Genomic DNA, 20,628 nt, shown 5'->3' on the forward strand with positions numbered 1-20,628 from the left:
CCAGGCGTCCGCATAGGCGTCATAGACCGCGACCTGATCGGCCGTGAGCCGGTGCTCGAGCGGCATATATTCAACGCCACGAAACGTTAGCGCCCGTGCGGTGTAGAGCCCGAGCGCCTTGAGATCCCGCGCCACAATTTCCATCGCCGCAATGCCACCATTGGCGATCGCGGCCATGAACGCGTCCCGGCTCTCGAATGCGCTGCCAGGCCCCCAAAGCCCCAGTCGCGTCGCATAGCAGAGATTGGCCGGATCGGTCGCGCCGGTCGCGGAAACATACAGTATACACGCGCGCGGCAATAGATTCTGTAGCCTGACGCCTGTCAGCCCCTGCTCGGACCCCTTCTGCGCACCGTGCCGGGTCTGAGTACCCGCAGCATTGGCAAGCTCATGCGCCTCGTCGAACGCGATCACGCCTTCAAAATCACACCCGAGCCAGTCGATGACCTGGTGAAGCCTGGACTGGGCGTCTTCGCGCTGCGAGCGCAACGTCGCATAGGTCGTAAACAGGATGCCGCTGCCCATCTTGATGGGAGTGCCGAACGCAAAGGCGTCGAGCGGCTGGATGTCGATCGGCAGGCCGCCGAGCGCCGCCCAGTCGCGGCGCGCATCCTCGATCAATGCACTGCTTTTGGAAACCCAGACTGCGCGGCGGTGCCCTCGGCACCAGCGGTCGAGGATGCACGCTGCGACCTGCTGCCCCTTGCCCACGCCCGTGCCGTCTCCCAACATGAACCCCATCCGGTAGCTGTGCCCAGTCGCGTTCGGCTCCAGCACGGTGCCGACGTCGTTCGGTAGGTGCTTTCCCGGGAGGTCGCGCTCAAACGCCTGACCGGCATAGATCACGGTCTCGAGCTGCGCATCGGACAGTGCGGCGACCGACCGGGGCGGCAGCATGGGACGGTATTGCGGTGCCGGCGGTACGATCGATGACATCGCCACCGACTCAACGAGCTGGTCCGGGTGCGGCGCTGCGTCGGGAATCCGCATACGGGCAAGGCGCCAGGGCACGTAAATGCCGATCTGCTCCGCCCCTGCGGGCGGAACGTCCAGAACCTCATAATCGAGCAGTCGCGGGACATTGTCGAGCGGTTGGACGGTGAGCGGGGCTGCGATCCGGTTGGGCTTGAGGGAATCGAAGAGGCCCGCACGCCAGTCAGCCAGGCGGCTTGGCAATGCCGCGCCGCCGCTGGGCGGAACACGGTCGTTACTCAGTCGCGGCGGAAGCGCGCGCACAAGGTCCAATGCCTGATCGAGCGAGGACACGGTGGCGCACTCTACCAGACCGGTCCAACCCTTGTCGAACACGCACAAGCGAACCGAGACCGATGTGCCATGTTTGACAAAGGGCTGGCCGGAGATCGTGATCTCGGCCCGCGGTGGCACGGCGCGTGAAACGCTTCGATAGCCGTTCGCGCCCGCTCCATCCGGCGCAAACGCCGAAGGCATGATGGCGACGCAGCGACCGCCCGGCGCAAGTCGCATCAGCGCCGATCGCAAATGTCTGGCTCCTGCATGGCGGTCGCGACCGCGCTGCGCGCTGCGCGAAAAAGGCGGATTGATCAGCACAACGCTTGGCCGGACAGCGGCGGGCAAAGCGTCGTCGATGAATTCGGCGTCGATGGAGAAAACCGTGCCGCCGAACCCGGCTTGCAAGATCGCGGCCCGGGATGGATCACGCTCGTTCAGGACAAGCGTGCAGCCTTGCCGCCGCCCGAATGCGGCCAACAGGCCAGTCCCGGCGGAGGGCTCAAGCACTACGTCGTCGGGACGCAACGCCGCGGCTTTGGCGGCGAGCCAGGCCAGCGGCAACGGCGTCGAAAATTGCTGGAGATCGAGCTGACGCTCGCTGCGATAGCTTTGCGTCGGCAGCGCGCGACCGACTGCCTCCAGTGCGCGCAGCACGCCATAATCGTTCGGTCCATCAACGACAGGCCATGCCGGGTCGAGTAGGGCCATGACCTGCGCCAGTTCGAGTGCGTCATACGCGTCGCGCATCGACCAGACGCCCGACGCATCGGAGCCGCCGAACATGTCAGTCATCAACGTACCAAGCGATCGACGCGAAATCGCAGCGCCACTCTTGATCCGGATCGCAAGCGTGCGTGCTACTGACGCGAGTTGGGCAGCCCGACCGGCCCGTCCATCCGCACCGGATTGGAAGGCAGCATCAAGGGAATGTGGATGGGACATTGCAGATCTCCGGAAGCAGCGACAAGGCCCGTTGGCCCACCACCTCGCCCCCCCTCCCTCCGTCGCCGCATGACGCAACGATTGCGCGAACGCGGAAGAGCTTGGCGCGACGGCATGCGAACGTGAAAGGGGCCGCGCATGCGCGGCCCCTCGCCGCAAAGGCGATGCTCAGGCCGCGTCTGCGATGGCTCCGCCGTGGAGCTCCGAACGAGGCGCTTCATTCCCGCTGGGTTCGCTGATCCGTTCGTCAGCAACCTGCATAGACGCCATGCAATCGCTGCGCTCCTGTTTCGGTTCAGGTCCAAAACGCATTGCAGCGGGAAGCCAGCTCAATGCGCGTTCCCTGATGTCGGCCTCGACGATGACCTCACCGCCAAATAGCTTTTCGGCGGCAGCGGCTAGATCGAACTTGCGGGAGGCCGCATAGCGGCTCCTGAGCTCTTGGCCGCCAATCGCTTCGAAGAGTTTCAGGATGGCAGGCTTGGTGATCCGGTCAAAGAAGCTGCGCGCCGTGGGACGCCACCAGGCTGCCACGTCGATCCCGAGCTTGACGCCGAGATGGTTCAGGAAGCCGCTACCGACACTGCCATCGGGAACCGCTTGCAGGGTACGCGCCACGGCCCAGCCGAGCCAAGCCGCGCGCTTCGGGTCATCCAGCGCGCAAAACGCGTCATAGCGCTGCTCGATTTCCGTGGGCTGTGTCCAGCTGCGGTCGAGGGTCTCGTCCAGCTTGGCCCATGCTTCGGCTGCAGGCATTCCGCTCTCAAACCCCGGCACCCGTGCACTGGGCGCATTGGCGCGAAGCTCGCTCGGCATGCTGTAATAGCCCGACAAACGCGTCGCATTGTCGACCATGATGAAGGTACCAAGGTCGAGGGCGAAGTGCGGATCGCTCGCGACATGTACCGCCAGCAATTCGGTCTTCATCGTCGCCAGCTCATCCAGCAGTCGCTGGCTATACCGGACCTCGGGCGCACTCTCCTCTGGATCGTCCTCGCCGACATCGGATTCCGCCCGTTCGCGGTCGGTTGGGTCTTCCTGCTGGATCGGCTCGGCGTAAAGTTGCTCATGGATCCGGGGCTGGCCATCCGAACCGATCACGACATAGGCGATCGCCGCGGCACGCTGCGCATCGCTGAGCGTCTCGCCCGCGTCCCCGATCGCATCAAGTTCCGCTTCCAGGGCCGCAATGCGCTCGGTTTGCTGCTCGCTATAGCCCTCGTCCGACCCGGCGACCTGTTCGAGCGCCGTCAGCTCGGTCTCGATCTCCTGCTTGCGAACCCGTGCTTCCGGCCGCAGCGGGATGGGTTCGCCACTTACCCGCACAAGTCCACTCGTCTCGATATAGGGGACATGCGGGCCGGGTACTGCGCGCACCTCTGCAAACCCTTCGCGGTCGCGCAGCGCTGCCGCTGCAGCAGCAAGTTTTTCCGCGGCAAGACGGTCGACGATCTCGCCATCGAGCCAGATCTCCGAAGCTGCATCGGAGAAAAGATCTCCATCCACGCGACCACCTGCGGCCTCATAGTCGTGACGGCCGACGAGCATCGCCTTTGGATCTGCGCCCTTATAGGCGCCCGCTGCAAGCCGGCGCCGGATCTCGCTGACATTGCTCGCGTAGTAGCTGTCATCCATCTGCTCGAACACGCTCGCCTGGCGCGCCGTGTCGGATGTGCTGGCATATGCAATCGCAACGTCGAGCGTGATCGCGCCTTCGCGCAGGGCCTCAAAGATCGGCTCGGCAAGGTTGGCAAGGCGCAGCCGACCGCGCACGAAGCGCTCGGTCAGACCGAATCGCTTGGCTACATCGGCAGGAGTCTTGTGCTCGATTTCAATGATGTCCTGGAAGGCGCGGCAGGCATCGGCAGGGTTCATCTCGAGATTGAAGAAATTTTCCGAGAAGCTGATCTCAAGGACATCCTTGGCATCCTTCAAGACCTTGATCGGAATCTCATAATCGGCAGGAAAGAGGCCGGCCGCGATATTCGCGAGGACGCAATCGAGGCGACGCCCGCCAGCGCAGATCCGGTAATGGCCTTTCTTTCGAGCGACCGGCAGCGCGACAAGATTTTGAATTATGCCATTGGCGGCGATATTCGCAGCGAGTTGCGCGTCGGCGACGGGATCGGAAGATTTACGAACGTTTGACGGCGACTTGGTGCAATTAGCTGCCTTGACGAATATGATGTCGGACATGGATGTTCACTCCAATGCGGACGGACTGACCTTCAGACCGCAAGCCGCAACCGACCAGCCTCCCCCTTCCCTTCCTCCCTCAGAACATCGTTCCAGTCCTTCAGGCCGGACCAAGGCCAGACCGTTTGGATCTCGATCGCCAACCCGGCATAGGCCGAGCGGGACAATCGCTCCGCAATGCGGCCACTGCGGTCGGCATCGGGGAGGAGAACGAGGCGGTGAACAAGCGCGGGAATCCTGATGTGAGGGAGGCGCTCGCCGCCCAGTGTTGCCCACACCGGAATTCCAAGGAGCTGCATCGCCGACAGCGCAGTTTCAACGCCCTCGGCCAACCCGAGGACGGAACCTGCCCGGGCAAGCTTTACCGCACCGGCACGCGGTCGCCCGAGCGCGAGCTTGGGCTTTGCAAGATCAGTTGCCAGCCCCCCTCCCGCCGGACCCAGAAACGTCCGCTGCACGGCAACCAGCTCGGCGCCATCATGAATGGCGGCAATCAATGCCGGACGAAAACGGGCCATGTTACCACGCCCCAGCGGCGTCGCGTGAAGATAGCGCAGCGCCCAGGGGCGCGCAGTGATTCCGCGGCCGGTCAGATAGTGTGCGCCGGGAGTATCGGCGAGCGGGCGGGCCAGATCCCAGAGCCGGCGCGCTTGCGCAGCGAATCCCGTTGAACGGCAGATCACTGTACCGCCGAACCGTTCTACCGGTATCGGCAAGTTTCGACGACGCAATGCCTTGATAACATCGACGGTTCTGCAGCCCGCGAAACATTTGAACAACAAGCTGGTCGTCCCGACGCGTACCGACAGGCTCGGCGTGCGGTCGTCATGCGCAGGACAGTGGCACATTGCGCCGCCAGGGCGCCAAAGGCCCCCAAGGGAACGCACAACTTCGGCGGCGGCATCGTGCAGTCGGTGGCTTGGATCGATGGTCGACATCGGCGTCTCCTCGCCTAACCACCCCCTCTCCACGTTTACCCGATCGATACGACCTGACTGGAATCATTGCCCGTCTGCCTTGACCGCAGACTATGCTAAGTTGGACCGACTGGACTGGAGAGGTGGCAGATAGCCGACAAGGCACGAGGCCGTTCCATGCACAGCAAATTCTACGACGAGATAAACCGGTTCCTTTCCATCAGGGACTGTGGGCAGTTGCAGGAGCGGCTTGAGGCCGCGACCTACGATCTCGGGTTCAAATGGTATGCGATGGGTCATCACGTCGATTTGCGCGGCCCGCCCGACGATGCGTTGCGCCTCAGCAACTACCCGTCTGGCTGGATCGACCAGTCGCTTTCCGAACGTTATTATGTCAACGATCCGATCCACCGTGCGAGCACTCGAACGGCGACCGGCTTTCGCTGGTCCGAGGTCGGTGCGCTTATCCGCCTCACCGAGCGTGATCATGACATACTGGAAGCTGCTCGGCGTTATGGACTGGGCGATGGCTTTACGGTACCCGTGCATGTGCCAGGCGAGTATCGCGGAACCTGCTCGTTCGGCACTCCGTCGCCTGACGATCTGGGCCGTGGCGCCCTGCCACTGGCAACCATGATCAGCAGCTACGCATTCGAAGCAGGGCGGCGCATCTTGCGGGCCGAGCAGCGTACGGCAGAGCCAGGCGTGAGCGTGCCGCTGCTCACGGATCGGCAGCGCGATGCTCTGGTGCTGGTAGCGCGCGGCAAGGCAGATCCCGAGATCGCGCAACTGCTCGGGATCTCGCCGGCAACTGCGCATGAGCATGTCGAAAATGTGCGCCGGGCCTATGGCAATGCACAACGTCCGTTCCTCATCGTGCGCGCGCTGTTCGACGGGCAGATCTCGTACAGTGAGGTGCTGCGCCGCTGAGCAACCCTCTGATCAGGGGGTGTCCTGCGCTGGCGATCTGCAGGAACTGAGCTGCCGTCACAAGACGGGAGCACGACATGATCCAGACACTCCATGGTAGCTGCGCACCAGGCACCTGCGCGGTTCGCGACAACATGCATCGAGCTCGCAAGCGCGTATTCGTCGATCTGCTGAAATGGGACGTGCCGGTCGTTGCAGGCGCGTTCGAGCGGGACGAGTTCGACACCGATGACGCGATTTATCTCGTCAGCGCCGCAGATGATTCAACCCATCTCGGCTCGTTTCGCTTCCTGCCAACCGATCGCCCCCATTTGCTCGGCAAACTCTTCCGCGATCTGTGCGATGGCCCCGTGCCGAGCGGACCGCACATCCTTGAAATTACGCGGGGATGCCTGTCGCCCGATCTGCGCGCCGCCGCGCGCCTGCGACTACGCAATGAACTGATCAGCGCAGCGGTCGATTATGCGCTTGAAAACGATGTATCGGCATTCACCTGCGTCGCCGATTCGAGCTGGCTGACCCAGATCCTCTCGCTGGGATGGGATTGCCAGTTGCTGGGGATGCCCAAGCTGGTCGGCGGCGTCGCGACCGGAGCATTGCGGATCCGCATCGAGCCCGGGACGATCGGACTTCTCCAACAAGCCGGTACCTACATCTCACCTGGGCTTCGCGGCTCGGCCACGCCGCCCCTGGCAGCATGAGGAGCCCTGACATGACGCTCCACCAACCTGCCCCATTGACGGATAATGTCGCTCAATGGACCGACACCCTGCTGCGTGACGGTTATTGTATCATCCCCGACGCAATCGAAACTGCTGCGGTCGATGCGCTTGCGGCGGATCTGGCTGCCGTATTCGACCTCACCCCGCCGGCGACCGGACCATTTTATGGCAATCGGACCAAGCGGTTCCACGGGCTGCTCGGTCGCTCAACCAAACTCGACGCCTTTGTGCGTGATCCGCTCATCCTGTCTATTGTCGAGACCATCCTCTCGCCCGGGTGCGAGGCCATTCAACTCAATCTGACACAAGCGATCGAGATTTTGCCAGGTGGTCGCGAGCAGCCGCCGCACCGCGATCAGGATATGTGGCCAGTACGCCAGCCCGGCCTCGAATACCTCGTCAATGTCATGTGGCCCTTTACCCATTACACGGCCGAGAATGGCGCGACGGTCGTCTGGCCGAAAAGCCATCGGCGTCAGGACGAGATCATCCTCGATCCGAGCGAGGCAATATTTGCAGAAATGCAACCCGGCGCAGCCTTGCTGTTCCTCGGCTCGACCCTGCATGCAGGTGGTGCCAATCGTACATCCCTATCCCGGCGTGGCATGATCATCAGCTATAGCCTCGGCTGGCTCAAACCTTATGAGCTGCCGTGGCTCGCCTATCCCCCCGAGATCGCGCGAACCTTTCCACGCGAACTGGCGCAGCTGGCTGTTTACCGCTCGCACCGTCCCAACCTTGGAACGTTCGAAGGGAGGTGTGCCTCCCATCTGCTCAGCTGGGACGGGGCACCGCAAGGGGCGATCGATGCGCTTCGACCCGAGCAGGAACTGCTGATCGAGCAATATTATGCGGGCGCATTTGATGGGGTACGAAATGGCAATCCCGCCTTCCGTCGTGCATGACCATGCACCGCTGCATGGCGAAGCGGCGCGCGACATTGCCCGTCTGACGATCAGAACCAGCGGCGCGCTTGGCGAGCTGCTCGGGCGCGAACTCTTTTCGGTGCCTGCACTCGACATGTTGCTTGATCTCTATGCGCGTGCCGATTGCCGGCCTATGTCCCTGACAGGTCTATGCGGCGCTACCTCCGCTCCGCCGCGTACGGCACTCAACATGATCAACCGGATGGTCGATCGCGGCATACTCGAACGCGCGCCCGATCCGGACGACGGCCGCCGCATTCTTGTGCGATTTTCACCTGAAGGCGTGCTCTTGGTACAAGATATTTGCCGGACAATCTTTGCCTTATGGCGACCGCCCAACACGGCAGTGTGACACTGCACTTGCGCCGCGCAGCGCACTCGGGCAGTCTTCCGCATCGAAGCGAGAAAGGCCGGCACCGCTTCGGACAATTATTGCCTGGCATCACGAGCGCTGAACCGCGAAGGTTCGCCGCAAGCATCGGTTCCCTTGTCGGCATCTTCGGGATGCTGTGCTCGTGTGCTTTTCGTCGATTGATACCGACTTGTCGGGTGTCGCGCCTGTACCCAGAGGCGCGTGAGGCAATGCGCGATCCGATCGGGCCCGACGCCGATGTCGCACAGAGCGACGACAATCGTCGCTGGCTTGCCGCCTTTTATCGCGAGCGAGCGCCGGCACTCAGTCGCTATCTGCGGTATCGGCTGCAGGGAGCCGATGGCGAAGACATCGTCCAGGACGCCTTCGCGCGGCTCGCGCGTCACCGTTCGCTGGCAGCAGTACAGAACCCAGACGCCTTTCTTCGGCGCATCGTTCGAAACCTGCTCATCGATCGCACGCGGCGCGCGGCAGTCAGGCCGCAACTGGTCGAACTCGATGCGCACGAACCCCAGGTTCGAGCCGATCAAGCGGATCATATAGAGCTAGTGCAGTTGCAGGCGGAATATCGCAGGATCGTGGAAAGTTTGCCGCCGCGCACGCGACAGGTATTCCTGCTCCATCGCGTCGAGGGCCGCAGCATGAAGGACATTGCAGCAAACCTCGACATCAGCTCAAGAACGGTCGAATGGCACGTCGCCCAAGCCATCCTCAAGATCGGCGAGGCCCTCGAGCGAACATGACCGGGCCAGCGGAGGACCAGATGCGCCCGTCGGGCCAGCTGATGGAGGAAGCAGCGACGTGGTTCGCGCGTATGCGCGGTCCGGAGGCAGAGGAGCATCGCGGAGCGTTCGAGGCCTGGCTCGCGCGTGGCGCACTTCATCGCAGCGCCTACAACCGGGCGGCGGAGATCTTTAGCCTGGGCAGATGCCTCGAGCGCGGAGCCGACGAAGACGCCGCCGGCCCGGGGCGCGCCTATTTTGGCTGGCGCGCAGGGCCGGTCTTCGCAGGCGCAGGCGCAACTGCCATTCTCTGCGTAGCGATCCTCGCCTGGCAGTCGGACCGTTTTGCGGTCCGGCCCGAGCAACAGCAGCGCGCCGGGTCGTCGCCCCAGTCGGATGGTTCCATGCCCCTCGCCCGCCTCGAGCTTGGCACGGGACCGGAGCAACGCCTGGAGAAGCTCATTGATGGATCTCGAGTGACGCTGGCACCGGATAGCCGGCTCAAAATCCGGTTCGACCGGAACCAGCGGCTATTGTGGCTCAGCCATGGCCGCGCTCGCTTCGACGTCGCCCATGAGCAAAGACCGTTCACAGTCGTCGCGAACGGCACGCGCATCACCGCTCTTGGAACCATGTTCGACGTGGCGATCACGCCTGAAGACCGAGTGACCGTGAAACTTGTGCGCGGTGCCGTGGATGTTGCTCCCCCAATGCGTGGAACTGCGAAGCCTGGGCCGACCCGGCTGCATCCCGGCCAGACGATGATCGTCACAAATGGAAGCCCAACCGCCATCCACTCAGAAAGCGGCCTGACCGCTCGCGGGTTTGCCGGTCCGCACGCAACGACGAACGCTCCTATCCGCGATTTTGATCGGGTTCGGCTTGCCGATGTGGCTGCCGAGAGCAATCGGATCGGACAGCTACCGATCCGGCTTGCCGACGCGCGCCTGGGGGACATCCGCGTCTCTGGACGGTTTCGCGTCGACGACAGCCAGCAGCTTGCAGATCGGCTCGCCGCCGTTCTCAATCTTCGGGTCGATCGCAGCGATCCATCGCACGTCACCCTGACGACGAAATAAATTTTCGTCTGCGCCCCGTAGTCCGACGATTTCCGCGTCTGGTCCTCTGCAGCGCTCACAATGGCGCGCATTTGAAAGGGGACGGGAATGGCAAATCGGAATGTGCGGCGTCTGTTGGCGAGCGCGGCTTACGCGCTCCTGCTCACTGGCACCGTGGCCGCCGCGCAGAGCGACCAGCGCCAAAGCTATACGATCGCATCGCAGAGTCTCGGCGATGCGCTCAAGGAACTCGCGCGACAGTCCGGAAAGGAAATCATCTTCGCAGCCGCAGCGGTCGAGGGTCGGCGCGCGCCTGCGCTACGAGGTCGCTTCAGCACCGCCGAAGCCTTCGAGCGCCTGCTTCGCGGCACGAACCTCGTTGCCCGCTTTGACGAAGACGGGATCCTGATCGAGGGGCGAGCGCAGGCGCCGGGCGAAATAGTCGAGCGCCCGGCAACCCCGGACGAAGTCGTCGTGACAGGCTCGCGCATCAAGGGGCCAACTCCGATTGCACCAACGATCGTGCTCAAGCAGCGCGACATCACAGATGCCGGATTCTCTAATCTCGGCGACCTGATCCGATCGATTCCGCAGAATTTTTCAGGCGGGCAGAACCCAACGGTCGCCGGCGGCGGCAACCAAGGCGGGACCAACCAGAATACGACCTCGTCCTCGACATTGAACCTGCGCGGCATCGGCCAGGATGCCACGCTGACGCTGCTGAACGGACATCGGCTGCCCTATGACGCGGTATCCCAAGGCGTCGATATCTCGGCGATCCCTCTTGCGGCGATTGACCGGATCGAGATCGTGACCGACGGCGCATCGGCAATCTATGGATCGGATGCCGTTGGCGGGGTTGCCAACATCATCCTCAAGCGGAGCTTCGATGGCGCTCAGACCTCCGCGCGCTACGGTCTGTCGACAGATGGCGGCAACGAACAGCGCCAATTCTCACTGGCCGCCGGTACCGACTGGCAGTCAGGCGGCTTCCTCGTCACCGGCGACTTCAGCCGGTCGACATCCATCCTGGCCGGGGATCGAGACTTCACGCGTACGCTCCACCCAACGGCGACGCTGGTGCCAAGCCTCGAGCAATATACAGCGATTCTGAGCGGCTATCAGGAACTTGGCAACGCCGTCCGCTTCGAGATTGACGCTACCTACATGCATCGTCAGTCCCGTCTGCAACTGGCTTCGTCCACAACCGCCAGCTATCTGACGAGCGGCGCCCTGGCGCGGCCGGAGGTCACCAGCTTCTCGGTTTCGCCGTCGCTGGCGTTCGATATCGCACGGGGGTGGGAAGGCTATGTCGAGGGCACCTATGGCGAAAGCCGCACCTCGGTGCAGACCGATGTTTATTCTGGCGGGGCGCTGCTTCAGACCGCGCTCGTCGATTACAACAATGTCCTGAAGGCCGGCGAGGCCGGGATCAATGGCACGCTTCTGTCGTTACCGGGCGGCGGGCTCAAGATTGCGTTGGGCGGAGGTTACCGATCCAACACCCTTGACTTGTTCACGCGCTCGGTCGCGTCCGGCACGCAGCGCGTGTCAGCCGATTTCACTCGCTCGCGTGACAGCCGCTATGGCTTTGCAGAACTGCGCGCACCGCTCATCGAACCCGGCAACGCGATCGGCCTGGTGCACCGGCTGACGTTCAGTGGCGCGATCCGATACGAGCATTATGACGGCTTTGGCGGGGTTGGAACGCCCAAGCTTGGCATTTTGTATTCGCCGGTGCCAACGCTCGACCTGAAAGCGAGCTGGGGCCGATCATTCAAGTCGCCGACGTTGTATCAGGAGTTCCAGTACAAGTTCGTCGCACTGCGCCTGGCCACGGCATATGGGACGTCAGCCTTCCCGGCTGGGTCAACCGTGCTGTACATTACGGGCGGCAATCCGGACGGGCTGCAGCCAGAACGCGCCGAGAATTTGAGCTTCACGCTTGCCTGGCGTCCAGCGTTCCTATCCGGCGCGCTGATCGAAGCGAGCTATTTCGACATCGATTACAAGGACAGGATCATTGCGCCGATCAGCTCGTCGCTCGGTCTGTTCGCCGATCCTAACTACGCGCATTTGATCACGCGGGCACCGACTGCCGATCAGATTACCGCCGCCTTGGCCGATGCCCCGGCGGGACTGTCAAACCAGGCTGGCGTGCCCTTCGACGCATCACGCGTTGTCGCGATTGTCGATGGCCGTCAGCGCAATTCATCGCGGCAAGCGATCAAGGGCGTCGATCTCAACCTGCGCTACGGTTTCGGCATCGGCTCGACTGGCACGCTGACCGTGCTCGGTAGCGCAAGCTATATCGAAAGCGAACAGGTGCTCGTGGCCGGCCAGCCGACGGTTCAACTGGCGGGCACGATCTTCCGAATTCCGCACTGGCGCGCGCGCGGCGGTTTTGGCTGGCAGGATGGAGGTCTCAATTTCACGTCCTATCTCAACCATGTCGGCGGCACCGAAGACCGGCGCATTACCCCATCTGTCGACGTCGGTTCATTCACGACGCTCGACGCTGCGATCACCTATCGTGTCAGCGCAGCAGGGTCGCCGTTTGACGGGCTCGAACTATCGCTTGCCGCGTCGAACCTACTCAACGCCGCCCCTGACCGCATCAGGCAGTCGCTCTCGATCGATCCAACCTATGACTCGACCAACTACTCGCCGGTGGGCCGTTTCTTCAGTCTGACGATCCGCAAGACATGGTGATGTGGTTGCAAAGGCGCCTTGTCGCCAGCGTCAGCCCGCTCCTGCTGGCGATTGCGCTCGCGGCAACGCCGGCTGCCGCGGCATGCGAGGATGTCGTGCCTGCGGAGCGGGCGGCCGTGCAGCTTCGAGACATCGCGCCGCTGGACCTCGTCCGTCTGCGCGACCTCGGCACTACGGCCGACATGATGATGAACGGCAGCCCGATCGGCGTCTCGCCCGACGGTAGCAAGCTCGCCATCCAGCTACGGCGTGCGGAGCCAGCGACCAACAGCTATTGCCATGCACTTGTGGTGATCGACCTCGTCAACCCCTCCACGCCCCGCATTATTGATCGTGGCGGAGATTATATCAGGTATCGCTTTCAGCGCGGGCCGATCGCCTATTATACCGCTGGCAACCCCCTGCTGATCGAGCCGATCTGGTCTCCGGACGGTCGTCATGTGGCTTTTCTCAAACGTATATCCGACCATGTCCAGGTCTGGGTTGCCGCGAGTGACGGATCGGGCAGCCGCCAATTGACAAGCGCGCCGGTTGATGTGGAGGCGTTCGATTGGGTCCCAAGCGGACAGGCGATCGCTTTCCAAACCCGACCCAAGCGCATCGAAGCCTTGCAGGCGCTTGATGCGGAAGGGTTGACCGGCTTCGTCTATGACCATCGCTGGTCGCCGCTTGCGCGCAACAAGCCCTCGCATCGCGAGCCGACCGAGGCGTTGATCGAAACCGTCAATATGGATGGCACGGTTCGGGCGGCGACCGCGGTCGAGCAGCGGTCTCTCACCCGCCTTCAGGAGCGCCCCGACGGCGCATTCTGGTTCTCGTCAAGTGCCGCTGGTCTTGCCTGGTCGTCCAAAGGCGAGCGCAGCCGCGCAAATGTCGATGGCACGCTCAAGGTGCGACTGCAGTCCGGCGACGTGATCCAGTGCGCCGCCGAAAGCTGCGATGGACGCTTCAGCGGCCTTGCGCTGAGTGACGATGGGAAGCGATTGCTGTTCCTGCGCCGGACGGGCTGGGGCAACAGCCAGGATGCGCTCTACATCTGGCAGCCAGGAAGAGGCGTGCCACGGCATCTACTAACCACGCGCGATCGCTTCCTCGGATGCCGCTGGGCAAAGCAGCGAATTGTCTGCGCACTCGAGCAACCCTCCCGCCCGCGCCGGATCGTGAGCATCGACCCGACCACCGGCTCGATCGGTGAGATCTTCGATCCCAACCCGGAGTTTCGGCACCTGCGGCTCGGACCGGTCGAACGCTTGGAATGGCGCAATGATCGAGGCGTGCCGGTCTATGCCGATCTGATACTGCCGCCCTCGCGCCAGCCTGGCGAGCGCTTGCCGCTGATCGTGGTCCAATATCGCACGCGCGAATTCCTTCGGGGTGGCACGGGAGACGAGTACCCAATCTTCGCCCTCGCTGCGCAAGGGTTCGCCGTGCTCAGCATCGAGCGACCGACACATCTGTCGCAGATGCAGCCGACCGAGTCTCAGGCCGAACGCGCGCAGCTCGATTATGGCGACTGGGCCGATCGCAAGAGCGTGATGTCCGCATTCGCGACCGGCATAGAATTGCTCGACCGTCGCGGCCTGATCGACCCCAAGCGCGTCGGCATCACCGGCCTGAGCGATGGTGCGGTTTCGGCCAAATACGCACTGCTCAACAGCGACCTGTTTGCAGTGGGTGCGCTCGGCGGTTGCTGCACCGAACCCAAGACCCATGCGCCCCTGCTCGGTCAGCAAGGCTGGGACCATCTGCGGACATATCTGTACCCGCGCTACATCGATGACGCCCCGGCCTTCTGGGGCTCATTCTCATTCGCCAGGAATGCAGCGCGCTTTCGCACGCCGCTGCTCGTCCAGGCCTCCGACGATGAATATCTCGCTGCGCTAGAGACCTTCACGTCGCTTCGCGAGGCGGGCGGCATCATTGACCTCATCGTCTTCCCCGATGAGCATCACATGAAATGGCAGCCCGCGCACCGTCTCGCCATGTACAACCGCAACATTGCGTGGTTCAGCTTTTGGTTGAAGGGTGATCCCGGTCCGTTTGCGCGGTGGGTCGACGTGGTAAGATGGACTGAGCTTCGGGACCGAGCGGCCAGAGCCCGGCCTAGTTGAGGCGGGCCCGGATCCAGGACTCCGCGTCGCTCAGCGTCAGAACGCGCACGTAGGAATCGCCCTGCGCGTCGATCGGGTTCTGGAAAAAGGCTTCGATCGCTGTGCGATCGATAAGCTTGCGACTGCTCAACTCACCCTCCAGCAACTGCTCCCTGATCGCCACCCGATAGCGGTCGACGATCTGTCGGTAGAAGGCACCGGGCCCTCCTTTCGTCCGCCGCCCGGTGATCGCTGCCGGGAGCAGATTCGCAAACGCATCTCGTGCAACCGCTCGGTCCCGCCCGCCCTCAATCCATTGCCAGGTCTGGATCGACAGGCAGAGCTCAAGGATTGGCTGCGCCAGCAGCGGTGTGACGAGCTCGATCGGGTCGGCGCGGGGGAAGCCCTCGCTGAAATTCTGCGGGCGCAAGAGTGCTGCAATGTGCGCAGCCCGACCGGGCAGAGCGCCAACGGGCGCGTCCAACCAGCTATGCTCTGCGGCCGCACTCCCTAGCGAGGCCGCGAGGTCGGGATGAATGAAACGCAGGTCGCTCGCCCAGCTGTAGGCGGCGGCACTTCTGGGCAGTTTGAGCAACGCGCGCGACATGGCCTGCCAGACGCTGCATCCGGTGAGTTCGCAGACATCCGCGACGGTCCGCCAGGCTTTCATCCGCTGCCCCCGGGATTTCAACCGGTCAGCAATCGACGTAGCGGACTGCGTAAAACAGAATATGTTGTCGCCACCATTCCCCGAGAAGACGGCATCGGCGGCGACTTCGCGGGCGAGTTGAAGGTTCACCGCGTCAAACGCCTGACGGCCCGGAGACCCTACCGGTCGCGGCAAATGAAGGGCGCTTGACCGACCGATTGTGACGTCGTCCAAGCTGTACGACCGCTCGACAAGTTTCAATCCGGTGTGATTGGCCACCATCGAAGCAAAGCCACGCTCGTCACCTTCAGGTCCCGAAGAAATGAGATTGAGACAGGTCGTATTCGTGCCGGCCAGCGCCGCCGCGACAATCGAGGAGTCGAGCCCGCCAGAAAGACAAAGCTGGATCTGTGAAAACGGACTGGCGAGCGCCCGAACGGTGCCAACCACTGCGGCCTGAAGCGCCTCGCGAAGATCGCATCGGCGCAATCCGTTCGGGCGCACATAGTGCCAGGGCGACCACTGCTGCCGCAGCGCGGCGTATTGCGCGCCGCCGACGCCCAGCACCCAGCCTTGCGGGATTTCGTATATATCGCAAAGTACGGTTGTGGCGGACCGAAGCGCTGGTCGCAGCAGAGACGCAGCCATGGCGTGCCAGTCGATCGTCGGAACGACCAGCCCCGCCGCAACGGCGAGGTCAAAGTCCGAGAACAGGAAGATTGCGTCAGCGGTTTCGCGAACATAGCAGGGCAACGCGCCGCTCGGGTCTCGATATATCTGCGTCGATCCCAGAGCGCATCGCGATATGGCAACATATTGTCCCCAAAAGCGATCGGTGAGCAACGTCGGCAGGTCTTCATGCTGCTCGAAGGCGGGACCCAGCGCGACAACCCGCTGGGGTCGATCGGATCGCGTGAACAACCGCCCAAGCACAAGTGCCCGGCCCGATGCGGTCTTCATTACCTGAGCGGTTTCGCTGGTCCACAACGTCAATCGCCCGCTCATCGGCACAGGTTTCAGGCCGAGCGCCGCCAGCGGAGCGAGTGCGACCGCGGCATGACCGCCTTTGCCGCGTTCGATCATCGCAAGGAAGCGAAGCGCCATCAGATGGCCAGGATTGGCCGGTAGCGCGCCACCCGTTCCCGCCTGTCCCCGATCACCATGTCGCCGAGCTGGATCCAAGCATGCGCCGTGAACGGATAGTCGCGCACGCCCATGATGAAATCCGGGCGATGGCCGCTGCGCACCAGCAGGTCGAACAGGCCGACGGCTTTCATCAGGCAGCGCTGATGTGGAGAGATGATCAGGTCCGACGCACGATGGGCTGCGGCAACCTGCTCGATCGCGCGAAAGCGCGTCCCGGGCTGGATGTGCATGAGCCGGCCGATGACTGTCCCCAGCCCACGGCGACGCAGTTCATGTTGTGCGCGAAGCTGCAACACAATTGCCAGACATGTGAGGCCCAGCGGGGCAGCACCTTCGCCGATAAGGTCGCGCACTGCAGTGACGGCAAGAGTTTCGGCTAGCGGGCGGGCTGGATCCAGGGTGACGCACAGCAAGCCTTCGTTGAGCAGCGGCTGAAGCTTGGCCTCGTCAGATCCCAATATGGAAGTTCCGTCGATGGCCCGTATCAGCGCACGTGTTGTCTCCGGGGAGGCGCCAAAATAGCGGTCACGCGCTACATCGAGAAAGATGGAGCGCTCGCCCAGCAAGCAGAAATGAACACCATCTGGACTGGCGAGATGCATGGGCGGGCGCTCCAGACAAAGGGGCGCACGGCAAGAGCCGCGCGCGCTCATTCAGTCGTCGGAAAGACCGGCCTCGAGCTTCTGCAGGCCGAACTCGTCCGGCTCACCGCCAACCGGGATGCCCTTGGTCTCTTCGCTGGCGATGCCCAGCTCGATCACGTCCTTTTCCATGGTACTTCTCCTTGCATGGTCTGACGGAATGTCAGCCCTGCAAGTATAACTGTCATGGAAGCCGCCCCGACGAGATATTCTGCGCAAATCCTGCGGAATATATGCGGGCTCGATCAGGAAATGCTGCATTTGAACCCGTAGATCCGCAGGTTCACTTCCTGACAAGCGCTCCGGCTATTGCAACGACATGGTCGATCCGACGCCGGTGATAGGCGATAATTCGCCGGCGAAGGTTTGTCCGGACATCAATATTACCGTTTCGGAGAAATGTGCGGAGCTCGCGATCCGGGTCATCGAACAGGCGGGCTTCTGCGAGTCGGGGGTAATGCAACCGCTGACTCATTCGATCGATCTGCACTGCGAATTCCGAGTTGCCGGTGGCCTCGCCGATTGCTCGGAACAGGATCGCCGCAAACGCGACATGGTCGCCAGCCGTCATACCGGGCCTTCGGTCGCGAAGGAGCCTCAGCGAACCCCGCAGAAGTGACGCGTCGGTGAGCCGCAATGTGCCAAGGAGATGCTGCGCATTCCAGACATAGAGGCCGGCCAGCACATCGATGTCGGGGCATACGACACGCATGCCGCCATCTGGATGTGCTTCGAAGAGCTGCTCGCCGACCATGCGCTGGATCGCCTCTCGCACCGGCGTCGTACTCGCGCGGTGCCGATCGGCGACGGCATGGAGATCGAGACGCATGCCGGCATGGAATACCCCATCGAGATATTCCTCCTTGAGCGCGCGATAGACGCGTTCCTGGGTACTGGCGTCTGGCAGCATGGCTAGCCCGCCGCTGCGCGCGGGAGACGCCATCTGGGGGTCAATGCCGCAGTCAACTGATCGAGCTGGTGCTGGGCGATCGTCTCGACGCAGAGACGCTCGAACTCGCGAAGATCACCCGCGAGCTGGCGCGGGAATGCCATCTTCTGGCTCGCGAACATCAGCGGGATCAGAATGTGACCCGTCGAAATGTCGAGCTGATAGGCGCAGCGTAGATGATCATCCAGCCGCACCTTGGGATTGCCCGACTCGACCTCGCGGAGCCAGCGCACGCCCATACCCAATGCCTGAGCCAGCTCCCGCTGTGTCATGCCCTCGCGCTTACGGGCTTCTTCGATCCGCCGCCCCGACCGCTCCTTCACAAAGGATAGCGGACCGTCGGCGTCGGGCGCGTCAGTGGTGAGCGACATCTACGCGTCTCCCTATCGGAGAGTCCGCCTGCCAAGGCCTGATATGTGGGTGGTAAGGTGTGTTACACACCTGGGTCAAATTGAACTTCGGCAATTATTTCGCGAATTTCAGCTGCATCTGTGTCGACGCCAATTGATCCATTTTGGACCAATGCCGTAATACTCTCACGCTGCTCATTGCTGCCGCGCATGCCCCTCTCGCAAATAGTCCGGGCAACCAATGCCGACCGTCGGTGGGGGCAACCAACGTGAATTTACCCGGCATTCGCCACGATCGGCAAAATGCGGGGTAAATGTTGAAATTCTGCCATTTACCCTGCATATCGATCAAAGCGCGATTTTGCAGGGTAATCATGTCGATTCAGCCATTTTCGGACGAGCAAGCCCGAATCATCGTCAATCTCGAGCAAGCCTATGAGGTGTGGATGGAGACACTCCGGACCCTCAACGACATGCCATATAATATGCGCATCAAGGAGGTGTCGGGACGCGAATATCTTTATGAAGTGACCGATCGCGTGGGAAGCATGAAAAGTAAAGGCGCGCTCGATCGCGAGAAGCGGGCCGAATTCGATGCATATAAGTCAGAAAAGGCCGCACTGAAGGATCGTCTGGCGCAAAGCAAGGACAAGCTCCGGGAGATAGGCAGCCTTTATCGCGCGCTACGCCTGCCGATGCTTCCCACTGATGCCGGCAAAATTCTGCGCGAGGCAGACCGTATGCGGTTCCTGGGGGAACAAGCGATGGTGGTCGGAACCAACGCCCTTATCGCTTACGCGCTGGAAGCCAACGCATTCATTCGAGACGCTCCGGACACGACGATGGATTTCGACATGGCGCTCACGGCGATCGACGCCGATGATGACCGGCCAACCTTGTGGAAGATCCTGAAGGAGGTCGATGCGACCTATACGGTCAACAGCGAGCGACCCTTTCAGGCACGCAATGCGAAGGCCTATGAAGTCGAAATCCTCGCGGCACCCAGCCGGTTGCAAGGTCAGACCGCGCGCGACAAGCCGCGGCCGGTGCCGCTGCCCGAACAGGAATGGTTATTGAACGGTCGACCGATCAGCCGGGTCGTCGGCGTGCAGGATGGTGAAGCAGCACGCCTCTTCGTTCCGGATCCGCGGTGGTTCGCCTTGCAAAAATTGTGGATGGCCGAAAAGCCCGAACGAAACCCGCAAAAGAGGCCAAAGGATGTAAAGCAGGGCATGGCCCTGCTCGACGCCGTCGCGCAGACAATGCCGCACTACCCTCTCGATCGGCGTTTCCAGACCGAGTTGCCTCCTGAGTTGAAGCCGCATTTCGAACGCTGGGCTGAACGTTCAGAGAGACGCTGATCAGCACTATCGGCTCGTCGTCAAGACCCCGACGCGCATCGCTCCGATTGATCGGCACGGCGCGCGGCACGCTCTGCGCGATCGACCGCATTCAACAGGTCGCCGGCTTCAGCCCGGAGTGATTGCTGAAGTGCGACAAGATAAATGCTCGCAATCGTCGGGACCTCGCCATCGACTAGAACGCGCTGGGCGATTGCAGCAGCGGTCTCATTCAGCCCCTTCGGCGCGCCGAGGTAATATTTGCTGCCGCCACTATACCCAAAGGATGGCAAGCCTCCCAACAACGCCTCGATTGCCTCTGGCGGAACCGTCTCAAGATGTGTCACGGCGAGCTGCAGCGTCGTGCCCCAGGCAAGGAGTTGGCGCGTAGAACGTATCAAGTGGCAATGCGCTTCGATCAGAAGATCCCGACCGGCAGGCGACAGCTGCAACTTGAACGTCCGTGACCGACGGCTCACCGACAGCACTCCATTCTGGCCGACAACGACACCCCAGCCCGCGCCCCTGGACCCACCGCCTTGAGGCAGAACGGCACATTAATGCCCTTCAAACTCATCCGCATCTCAAATGAAGGAAGTAAAGTCCTTCTGCGACGTTGCCATGACTTTCGCGCATGGCGCTGCCGGTGCGGTTGTTCAGTGCCCTGACGATTGTCGATCACCCTCGAACCCCGCATTCCACTTCTCATCTTCA

19 protein-coding genes and 1 pseudogene are annotated in these 20,628 nt (G+C 62.5%); 10 read left to right on the forward strand and 10 right to left on the reverse strand.

What is annotated here, in order from left to right:
* The 3 genes from KYX69_RS11870 to KYX69_RS11880 all read right to left on the reverse strand — a co-directional run.
* Positions 1-2,271, reverse strand: a 2,271-nt coding sequence (locus tag KYX69_RS11870; RefSeq protein ID WP_367280203.1) for a strawberry notch-like NTP hydrolase domain-containing protein, incomplete at its 3' end; no start/stop codon positions are given.
* A gap of 90 nt (positions 2,272-2,361) precedes the next feature.
* Complete coding sequence (locus tag KYX69_RS11875) at positions 2,362-4,389, reverse strand: ParB/RepB/Spo0J family partition protein (RefSeq protein WP_300497557.1); 2,028 nt, start codon at positions 4,387-4,389, stop codon at positions 2,362-2,364.
* Between the two features lie 32 nt (positions 4,390-4,421).
* A complete protein-coding gene (locus KYX69_RS11880; protein WP_300497559.1) occupies positions 4,422-5,327 on the reverse strand; it encodes a toprim domain-containing protein in 906 nt (301 codons plus the stop codon).
* 156 nt (positions 5,328-5,483) lie between these two features.
* Here KYX69_RS11880 and KYX69_RS11885 point away from each other — a divergent pair, with 156 nt between their 5' ends.
* From KYX69_RS11885 to KYX69_RS11920, 8 genes are all read left to right on the forward strand, one after another.
* Positions 5,484-6,236 (forward strand): LuxR family transcriptional regulator, encoded by a 753-nt coding sequence (locus tag KYX69_RS11885; protein WP_300497562.1) that lies wholly within the window; start codon positions 5,484-5,486, stop codon positions 6,234-6,236.
* A gap of 77 nt (positions 6,237-6,313) precedes the next feature.
* Positions 6,314-6,937, forward strand: coding sequence for an acyl-homoserine-lactone synthase (locus KYX69_RS11890; RefSeq protein ID WP_300497564.1), 624 nt, complete (start codon positions 6,314-6,316; stop codon positions 6,935-6,937).
* A gap of 11 nt (positions 6,938-6,948) precedes the next feature.
* Complete coding sequence (locus KYX69_RS11895; protein ID WP_300497566.1) at positions 6,949-7,863, forward strand: phytanoyl-CoA dioxygenase family protein; 915 nt, start codon at positions 6,949-6,951, stop codon at positions 7,861-7,863.
* Positions 7,835-8,236, forward strand: coding sequence for a MarR family winged helix-turn-helix transcriptional regulator (locus KYX69_RS11900; RefSeq protein ID WP_300497569.1), 402 nt, complete (start codon positions 7,835-7,837; stop codon positions 8,234-8,236). Before KYX69_RS11895 ends, KYX69_RS11900 begins: the two co-directional genes overlap by 29 nt.
* A 230-nt stretch (positions 8,237-8,466) precedes the next feature.
* A complete protein-coding gene (locus tag KYX69_RS11905) occupies positions 8,467-9,000 on the forward strand; it encodes a sigma-70 family RNA polymerase sigma factor (protein ID WP_300497571.1) in 534 nt (177 codons plus the stop codon).
* Entirely contained in the window at positions 8,997-10,058 is a 1,062-nt protein-coding gene (locus tag KYX69_RS11910; RefSeq protein WP_300497574.1) for a FecR domain-containing protein, read from the forward strand. The genes KYX69_RS11905 and KYX69_RS11910 overlap by 4 nt, the downstream gene beginning before the upstream one ends.
* An 87-nt stretch (positions 10,059-10,145) precedes the next feature.
* Positions 10,146-12,749 carry a TonB-dependent receptor gene (locus KYX69_RS11915; protein ID WP_300497576.1) on the forward strand — a complete coding sequence of 868 codons (2,604 nt, stop codon included), beginning with the start codon at positions 10,146-10,148 and terminating at the stop codon, positions 12,747-12,749.
* A gap of 5 nt (positions 12,750-12,754) precedes the next feature.
* On the forward strand, positions 12,755-14,860 hold the full coding sequence (locus tag KYX69_RS11920; RefSeq protein ID WP_300497577.1) for an Atxe2 family lasso peptide isopeptidase: 2,106 nt from the start codon (positions 12,755-12,757) through the stop codon (positions 14,858-14,860).
* Here KYX69_RS11920 and KYX69_RS11925 read toward each other — a convergent pair.
* The 3 genes from KYX69_RS11925 to KYX69_RS11935 are packed head-to-tail and all read right to left on the reverse strand — an operon-like array spanning position 14,853 to position 17,407.
* A complete protein-coding gene (locus KYX69_RS11925) occupies positions 14,853-16,592 on the reverse strand; it encodes an asparagine synthase C-terminal domain-containing protein (protein ID WP_300497578.1) in 1,740 nt (579 codons plus the stop codon). The two genes, KYX69_RS11920 and KYX69_RS11925, sit on opposite strands and share 8 nt — an antisense overlap.
* The gene (locus tag KYX69_RS11930) at positions 16,592-17,236 is read right to left on the reverse strand and encodes a lasso peptide biosynthesis B2 protein (RefSeq protein ID WP_300497580.1); all 645 of its coding nucleotides are present in this window, start codon (positions 17,234-17,236) and stop codon (positions 16,592-16,594) included. The genes KYX69_RS11925 and KYX69_RS11930 overlap by 1 nt, the downstream gene beginning before the upstream one ends.
* Before the next feature lie 51 nt (positions 17,237-17,287).
* A complete protein-coding gene (locus KYX69_RS11935; protein WP_300497582.1) occupies positions 17,288-17,407 on the reverse strand; it encodes a benenodin family lasso peptide in 120 nt (39 codons plus the stop codon).
* Between the two features lie 187 nt (positions 17,408-17,594).
* Here KYX69_RS11935 and KYX69_RS11940 point away from each other — a divergent pair, with 187 nt between their 5' ends.
* Positions 17,595-17,894, forward strand: coding sequence for a hypothetical protein (locus tag KYX69_RS11940; RefSeq protein WP_300497584.1), 300 nt, complete (start codon positions 17,595-17,597; stop codon positions 17,892-17,894).
* A 144-nt stretch (positions 17,895-18,038) separates the two neighbouring features.
* Here KYX69_RS11940 and KYX69_RS23210 read toward each other — a convergent pair.
* The 3 genes and pseudogenes from KYX69_RS23210 to KYX69_RS11955 form a co-directional block, all read right to left on the reverse strand.
* Positions 18,039-18,218: pseudogene (locus tag KYX69_RS23210) on the reverse strand (hypothetical protein); the annotation flags it as partial.
* Positions 18,188-18,595, reverse strand: a complete 408-nt coding sequence (locus tag KYX69_RS11950; RefSeq protein WP_300497590.1) for a helix-turn-helix domain-containing protein — start codon at positions 18,593-18,595, stop codon at positions 18,188-18,190. The pseudogene KYX69_RS23210 and the gene KYX69_RS11950, both read right to left, overlap by 31 nt.
* A 62-nt stretch (positions 18,596-18,657) precedes the next feature.
* The gene (locus KYX69_RS11955) at positions 18,658-18,786 is read right to left on the reverse strand and encodes a hypothetical protein (protein WP_300497594.1); all 129 of its coding nucleotides are present in this window, start codon (positions 18,784-18,786) and stop codon (positions 18,658-18,660) included.
* Positions 18,787-18,948: 162 nt separating this feature from the next.
* Here KYX69_RS11955 and KYX69_RS11960 point away from each other — a divergent pair, with 162 nt between their 5' ends.
* Complete coding sequence (locus KYX69_RS11960; protein WP_300497597.1) at positions 18,949-19,935, forward strand: GSU2403 family nucleotidyltransferase fold protein; 987 nt, start codon at positions 18,949-18,951, stop codon at positions 19,933-19,935.
* 20 nt (positions 19,936-19,955) lie between these two features.
* Here the strand turns inward: KYX69_RS11960 and KYX69_RS11965 are convergent, their stop codons facing one another.
* Positions 19,956-20,393 (reverse strand): hypothetical protein, encoded by a 438-nt coding sequence (locus KYX69_RS11965; protein WP_300497600.1) that lies wholly within the window; start codon positions 20,391-20,393, stop codon positions 19,956-19,958.
* Positions 20,394-20,628: the final 235 nt, after the last annotated feature.

The sequence above is a fragment of the Sphingomonas sp. genome, assembly GCF_030145815.1.
Lineage (GTDB): Bacteria > Pseudomonadota > Alphaproteobacteria > Sphingomonadales > Sphingomonadaceae > Sphingomonas.

What these genes read in the sequence shown, in the direction of transcription:
- KYX69_RS11960 (WP_300497597.1), top strand. Translation starts at nt 18,949, where the DNA reads ATGTCGATTCAGCCATTTTCGGACGAGCAAGCCCGAATCATCGTCAAT.
- KYX69_RS11905 (WP_300497571.1), top strand. Translation starts at nt 8,467, where the DNA reads ATGCGCGATCCGATCGGGCCCGACGCCGATGTCGCACAGAGCGACGAC.
- KYX69_RS11880 (WP_300497559.1), bottom strand. Translation starts at nt 5,327, where the DNA reads ATGTCGACCATCGATCCAAGCCACCGACTGCACGATGCCGCCGCCGAA.
- KYX69_RS11915 (WP_300497576.1), top strand. Translation starts at nt 10,146, where the DNA reads ATGGCAAATCGGAATGTGCGGCGTCTGTTGGCGAGCGCGGCTTACGCG.
- KYX69_RS11925 (WP_300497578.1), bottom strand. Translation starts at nt 16,592, where the DNA reads ATGGCGCTTCGCTTCCTTGCGATGATCGAACGCGGCAAAGGCGGTCAT.
- KYX69_RS11955 (WP_300497594.1), bottom strand. Translation starts at nt 18,786, where the DNA reads ATGCGCGGCAGCAATGAGCAGCGTGAGAGTATTACGGCATTGGTCCAA.
- KYX69_RS11890 (WP_300497564.1), top strand. Translation starts at nt 6,314, where the DNA reads ATGATCCAGACACTCCATGGTAGCTGCGCACCAGGCACCTGCGCGGTT.
- KYX69_RS11900 (WP_300497569.1), top strand. Translation starts at nt 7,835, where the DNA reads ATGGCAATCCCGCCTTCCGTCGTGCATGACCATGCACCGCTGCATGGC.
- KYX69_RS11950 (WP_300497590.1), bottom strand. Translation starts at nt 18,595, where the DNA reads ATGTCGCTCACCACTGACGCGCCCGACGCCGACGGTCCGCTATCCTTT.
- KYX69_RS11930 (WP_300497580.1), bottom strand. Translation starts at nt 17,236, where the DNA reads ATGCATCTCGCCAGTCCAGATGGTGTTCATTTCTGCTTGCTGGGCGAG.
- KYX69_RS11875 (WP_300497557.1), bottom strand. Translation starts at nt 4,389, where the DNA reads ATGTCCGACATCATATTCGTCAAGGCAGCTAATTGCACCAAGTCGCCG.
- KYX69_RS11910 (WP_300497574.1), top strand. Translation starts at nt 8,997, where the DNA reads ATGACCGGGCCAGCGGAGGACCAGATGCGCCCGTCGGGCCAGCTGATG.
- KYX69_RS11935 (WP_300497582.1), bottom strand. Translation starts at nt 17,407, where the DNA reads ATGGAAAAGGACGTGATCGAGCTGGGCATCGCCAGCGAAGAGACCAAG.
- KYX69_RS11940 (WP_300497584.1), top strand. Translation starts at nt 17,595, where the DNA reads ATGGTCGATCCGACGCCGGTGATAGGCGATAATTCGCCGGCGAAGGTT.
- KYX69_RS11885 (WP_300497562.1), top strand. Translation starts at nt 5,484, where the DNA reads ATGCACAGCAAATTCTACGACGAGATAAACCGGTTCCTTTCCATCAGG.
- KYX69_RS11895 (WP_300497566.1), top strand. Translation starts at nt 6,949, where the DNA reads ATGACGCTCCACCAACCTGCCCCATTGACGGATAATGTCGCTCAATGG.